The 6,039-nt window shown below is 40.0% G+C and carries 6 protein-coding genes; 3 read left to right on the forward strand and 3 right to left on the reverse strand.

The window, feature by feature from the left end; genetic code table 11:
* Positions 1-147 precede the first annotated feature (147 nt).
* The gene (locus UYK_RS26750; RefSeq protein WP_009458930.1) at positions 148-324 is read left to right on the forward strand and encodes a DUF6888 family protein; all 177 of its coding nucleotides are present in this window, start codon (positions 148-150) and stop codon (positions 322-324) included.
* Positions 321-512, forward strand: a complete 192-nt coding sequence (locus UYK_RS0112450; protein ID WP_009458928.1) for a DUF6887 family protein — start codon at positions 321-323, stop codon at positions 510-512. Before UYK_RS26750 ends, UYK_RS0112450 begins: the two co-directional genes overlap by 4 nt.
* Before the next feature lie 283 nt (positions 513-795).
* On the opposite strand, the gene UYK_RS27260 is transcribed toward UYK_RS0112450, so the two are convergent.
* Together UYK_RS27260 and UYK_RS0112460 are read right to left on the reverse strand one after the other, a co-directional pair.
* Complete coding sequence (locus UYK_RS27260) at positions 796-987, reverse strand: hypothetical protein (protein WP_016871488.1); 192 nt, start codon at positions 985-987, stop codon at positions 796-798.
* Positions 988-1,314: 327 nt separating this feature from the next.
* Positions 1,315-1,506 (reverse strand): hypothetical protein, encoded by a 192-nt coding sequence (locus UYK_RS0112460; protein WP_016871489.1) that lies wholly within the window; start codon positions 1,504-1,506, stop codon positions 1,315-1,317.
* Between the two features lie 774 nt (positions 1,507-2,280).
* Between UYK_RS0112460 and UYK_RS0112470 the strand changes: the two genes are divergently transcribed.
* Entirely contained in the window at positions 2,281-4,818 is a 2,538-nt protein-coding gene (locus tag UYK_RS0112470) for a hypothetical protein (RefSeq protein WP_016871490.1), read from the forward strand.
* Between the two features lie 86 nt (positions 4,819-4,904).
* On the opposite strand, the gene UYK_RS0112475 is transcribed toward UYK_RS0112470, so the two are convergent.
* Positions 4,905-5,816, reverse strand: a complete 912-nt coding sequence (locus tag UYK_RS0112475) for an MvdC/MvdD family ATP grasp protein (RefSeq protein ID WP_009458906.1) — start codon at positions 5,814-5,816, stop codon at positions 4,905-4,907.
* Between the last annotated feature and the right edge of the window lie 223 nt (positions 5,817-6,039).

Consider the following 6,039-nt stretch of genomic DNA (forward strand, 5'->3'; position numbering starts at 1 on the left):
CATTTCAACTAGTTCCCCAGCAAGTGGGGAGATACTGTAAACGATATAGTGTGACTTGTCTAGGGTAAAACAAAGCGACAGTAATAGCTCAAGGTCATCTACAGGTGTCAACCACAAGGCAAACAAAAGCTGAAAATAAAAAATAAGATGGAGCCAACGCCAGAGCAGTTACGAGCGCTGTATCGCAGATGCATAGCAGCAAGTAATATGATGCAACCAATCAATATAGTTCGGATGGATGAACGTACTAAGCGAATTTTCATGTTGATTGGAGACACAATTGAAGTAGAAATCTTTCCAAACGGGGAGGTATTTATTAAGTGAGCCAAATCAATTTTGATGGAATGTCTGACACTGAACTTCTGAGTTATGTCAGGACTCATCCACAGGACACAGAAGCATTTCACAAATATATGGACAGATTAAATGAACGTCCAGGTGTACTTTGTACTACAGATGAAGAGTTTGAAGCTGAATTGCGGAAGCGAATCAATCAGCAGTCGCAAAATTAACAAGCCATAATCATATTTTCAAAAGCGTTGTGTTTGCAGCACAACGCTTTTATTTTTACGGTTTCCATTCAATTAGTTTCCCCAGCGAGTGGGGAGAGTCCCATTTTAAACCGTTACCCAGTAAGATTTCCAGAGCTGATTTCCGAAGTTCAGAAAATTTATAGACAAAAACATCTCAATTCCTCCAACCAAAAAGGCTAAAACCCTTATCCCATAAAGAACCGAAGTTCACAACACAAAAATAGGCATTTGCAGAACTTGGGCTGAACTTCGGTACTTGCTCTCATATAATCACAGAACTGGGTGGTTCAATCACAGGTGATCCAATTCCCCAAGTTTCCACTTGTGCTAAAGTATGCCGTGATAAAGGATAAAATTGTACTTGTGCATATATAGTCTCGCCTTGCTTGATTATCAGTTTTTCTTGTTGCAAGGCGACATAGCAGTTCTGTTGGGAAACGTAGAGAGTCTGCATTGAAACTTTGTTAACTCAACTGAGTTGCACCTCGCCCTGAGTACGCCTTGAACTGAAATTCAACCCTCATAGCCCAAGTCCGTTAAAATGGACTCAAATGTATATCCAGTAAGCTTTAGCTTGCTTGAGCTTTGAGCCTTTGAAATTTATTTCTTGGCGGACGAAAAAGTAGGTGCAAGATCTAAGTTAATGAATCTTTACTAATCTCTGCGACGCTCATTTCTCAAAATAGAAGACACCAGATGACTGAGGGCATTTCTATTTCTTTGTCGAGATGCAGAAATTAATTCTGCCTTTTGTCCTGGTTCTAACCACGCGATCGCTCTGTCAGCAATGGTAGCGACAAAAAAAGTAGCTATTGTGACTAAACACTGCTACTTGTGGGGGCTGCGGTTTTAGGTATTGTTGCATGAAATCGAGGGCTACCTGACGATTTACCTGCCAGTTTTCCAGGAAAACTTGGTAGCTTGCATCATAGATTTCATACATCTTGATTTCGAGTTCTGTAGGGTAAGTCACAACCGTTTTCCTTATACTGCTATTGTCGTGGTTATTCTCAGCGATGAGCTGTCAGCAACAATTTATTTGGATTATTCGGAACCACTCTTACACCAAGCAAGATTCAGTCCAAAAATTCATAAGGTGGAGCTTGATGTCATCACCTCTAGTTAACAAGGCTTAATTCCGTAAATCACTGATGGTATAAACTGGAATCCGTATCGATCGTCATATGCGCGATAGAAAATTATAATAGTCGCATAGCCTTGCCATTGACAAAAAGTCTCAAATAGTGCGCTATTGAGTGTGACCAAAACATGTTCCAAGGTTTCCAGCTTTTCCCATTGTTTGGGTAGCGGAGGTGGATTCCAAACAGCCAGGTCTTGTGGCGTAATTGGGAAATATTCCAACTCTCCGCAGCGGCACTCGACTTTGTACTGACCTCTATGTGGGCAACATCGGATTTCTATAAGTCCAGTATCCTTAAATTTCTGAAATCTAGCTATCCTTTGTTTGCAGTAATAGAGGATTTCCTCTACTGCTGTGGGAAGCATAATCTTTGAAATTACTGTTAAGCTTGTATACAAGTAAATAATAAATTTATAATCAACAAATATTTTGTATCCTAAGTTACAAAATCTCCTGTTTTCGCCTAAAAATGTAAAAATTATATACTTGTTAATTTAAAAAGAATATTATTGCAAAATTAAGTATATTTGAATACAAAAAATCTAGATTTAGATATTTTAATGTAAATATAGTTTACAGATAAATGAATTTATAGAGTTCAAGAATATGAGTAAAGAAAGTATTGGAGATCAAGAAGCACTAAGGGAGATGCTCCACTTCTTCCAAAATAAATTGGGAGCAACGCAGGTGGAACTCTCAGAGGGGATGGGTGTTAGCCGACCAGTTGTGATTAATTTTTTGAATAAGGACAAGAAGCAACGGTTGCCAGTTGACCGTGAAGGTTTGATCAGACTATGCGAAAGTCTACAAAATGGTAAGGCATCTAAGAGGAAATCAAAAACAGAGGTTGAAAAAATAACAGAACAAGTCGAACCAAATTCCAAGGAACTACGAAGGTTATTGAAAGATATTGGAGTGGACGAGTTACTGGAGTCAGCCGGCTTTTTACCAGAAAAAACCAAAATTATTCGCGTGACTTCAGAAAGGTTTTTTCAAGTTGCTCAAGTAGTTGCATTGCTTGAGTTTTTGGATTTTGAAGATTTACTATCCACAACTCAAGAGTTCTTGGCGATCGCAACTAACAAAATAGCCATTGCAAGTAAAAAGTCTTCTGTTGAGTATTCTGAGTATGGAAATGATGATTCTCTAGGGCATTTGATTGAGGAGTTACGCACATCTTACCCAACTTTGGGCTTAAAACTGAGGCTGGAAGTAATTGACAAGCTACAGCGAACCTGGAAAAAACTCAAAGCCGGAGGAAAGACAAAGTTTACCCGACAAGAGGCGATCGCGCTTTTTTTGAGTATTATCATCAAGGAGCAAATGCCTAAAGATGTGGCTAACCTGCGGATTAGAGTTCAAAAGCTAGAATTCCAAACTTTATCTCGATATATCAATGCAGAAGAAGAATATAGCGATTTATACCATCGATTCGTACAGATAGCTCATCAGGCAGAGTGTGATCTGAATACTCCAGGTTTATGCTCAACAATGCAACTACAGGCAAAATCCCTTGATTCGCTCACTCCAGTGATTATGGCGATAGTGACTTGTAGTTTTAGTCATGATGGTAAATCCTCAGAGCCAATTGAATGGATGTATACTTCTGGCAACACAATCGTAGAGAATGCTATTGGTGCTTGTAGCCTACACATGGGTTTAACAGAGGATATAGCTAACGTCAGCACATCAACAAAAACCCTAGACAGCACAATTGATTCCCTAGTTGAAACAACGGTAATTCTCGGAAATAAGCAACAGTATCAAGGAATTTGGGTAGATCGAGACTCAATTATCACTATGCTGCAAGCGATTATTTACGCTGCCAAGCAATGGTTGATAGATCAGAACAAAAGTGGGAAACTCGATATAGAAATCTACGGTTCAGCATGCAAAGCTCTCTCTGAGTTGAGGAAACGATTAACTAGAGCAAGGAGAGCTTTTCAAAAATTTCAGTTTCTTGATCAGGAGTGTCAGCCTGCTGAAATTAAGAAAATCGCTGATACAGCCAGGGATGAATTGAAGAAAATTCCCAAGGAGAATATTTATTTTTCGTATCGACTCAACTTCTATCGCTGCTATTTTCTCGCAAGACGCTTAGAGCTAAGACTGTCAAATTTTCAAGGTAACATTAGTAACGCACAACTGATCATTGAAGAAATTAACCAAGTCCTTGAGGAAGATCAGAAAGTAAAACAAGAGCTTGTTCCCATACTCGCTCTAATTCAGTCAGAAGTCTACTTGTATAAGCTTTCCTGTGGGCATGATCCAGATTTATTTTCCCAGAGCAAAAGGAGCAAGTGGCTGGGATTGGAAGCATGGGACAGTAAAATTAGAGGTGCAATTAAACCAGGATCTTGCTACGAAGATCCCGGTTGGGATGTTTATTTAGCCTTGTCTGAAATTTATGGCAATGTGGCGCGGATAGAGTTTTACCTTAGTGATGATAAAAGTACACTCACTAAAGCCGCAGAATATTTTCTCCGAGCAGCCCACTACGCATTACGTATTGGTTTAGCTCAGCGAGCGTCTCGATGGCTAGCTTTTACAGGACGAGCCTGGGTCAGACTTGGAGATGGGAATTTGCCAAGACAGGCATCCAAGTTGGCTGATAAACTTGCTAAAACTGATTTAACAGCTGGTCATAGTCAAAATTTTTGCCAAGCTGTCCTTTCAGAAATTTATTTGCTTGATGGAGAATATTTGCTCTTTATTCAAGATGACGCTACCAAAGCTTTAGAGTATTTTTTAGAGGCACTTAAGGGAGCTGTATATTTGGGCTTGAATCGTCGGATTTGTGATGCACTCTTCAATATTTCGAGATGCTCAAAGAAGCTTGGTAACTTCAGCACTAAGGAGGGACTTAGCAGGGTCTTCAAGTCAGAAGATCACTACTTAACTGAATCAAACAAAAACAAACTGAATCCGATGAGTAACAACACCTCCGAGAAAGTTTTAGATTTGCTATGTAGTCTATGGGGTAGAGAAGATAATCCTACTTGGTTTCAAGTGCGGGCTGAATTTTCCGAACTCGCTGCTCAAATTTGGCAAGGATGGCATCTTGATACTAAGCCTGAAGCAACAACAAAACACCCGATCGCCGAGCGTATTGAAAGCGGATCTTGGCTTTGTCAAGTTACATGAACTGCTCCACCGCGTAGGTGAATAGGTACATACATGCCAGAGTTCGTATTATTGTAGAAGCCGGGCGATCGCATCAAAGTCATTGACTACGATCTCACCATTAACAACTCTACTAACTTCTCAGTAATTGGAAAACCTGTCTGTCTTTCAAAATGGAGAAACATCGGACTAGGATTGGCTTCTAAAAAAACATACTCACCCGCAGGATTTCGCCGCCAATCGATCGCTGTCCATTCTAGATATAATGCTTTGGCAATGTCTTTACACTGCTGTTGAATTTGTTTTGGCAATTCCACCGGAATTAATTCCGCTTCTATATCTGTGCGAAAGTCTAAATCATGACTGCGAATCTCCGCTGCATAAACAGAATCACCAATTACATAACTGCGAACGTTAGTTCCAGGGATATACTCTTGTAAGGTAACAGGAGCAACACTCAAAGCTAAATTTAGTCGCTTCGGTTCTAACAGAGATTCAGCTAAAGTTTGAGTGTGAGCGCCACCGTATACGGGCTTGAAAATGGCTTTTTCGTAAGATTTAGCAAACCTGATTACTTCTTGTGGATCATTGGTAATCAGGGTTTGGGGAATTTTGACACCTAAAAGATGAACTTGGCGGAGTTGTAGGGGTTTTTCCTTATGAAATTGATACGCTTCCCAAGAGTTCACCCAACGCGCTGGACATGCTTTGAATAATGTTCGCAGCACACTCATAGAATCATTGAAGGCGATGCTCTGTTGATGGGAATCTTCTAGAGAAGGAATACCAACGCTACCCAAGCTACGCCAATAAACACTGTGAATATCTTGAAAATCTAATTGATGTTCTGGAGATAACTTGAGAGAACTGAAAACAGAATTTGGTTCCCAAGATATTTTTAGTTGACTGGGAAACATCCGAGTATCTAAATAATCTACAGTTACTCCCGCCTGTGTCAAAACATTCTTCATATGCACAGCATGAGCATCTGAAGAATTACCCAAAATTAAAATATTCATAGTGGTCGTATTAAATAGTTTTAGTTCGTAGTGAGCGTAAAACGCTCACTAAATCATGTACTCTGTTCTAGAAACCCCCTTCTTCCCCAAAAGCTAAAGTGGTGACCGTATCACCTCCTTCCTCACCAATAGCTTTGGTGGTGACCGTATCACCTCCTTCCTCACCAATAGCTTGAGTGGTGACTGTATCACCTCCTTCCTCACCAATAGCTTGAGTGGTGAC

The sequence above is a fragment of the Fischerella thermalis PCC 7521 genome, from assembly GCF_000317225.1.
GTDB classification, from domain to species: domain Bacteria; phylum Cyanobacteriota; class Cyanobacteriia; order Cyanobacteriales; family Nostocaceae; genus Fischerella; species Fischerella thermalis.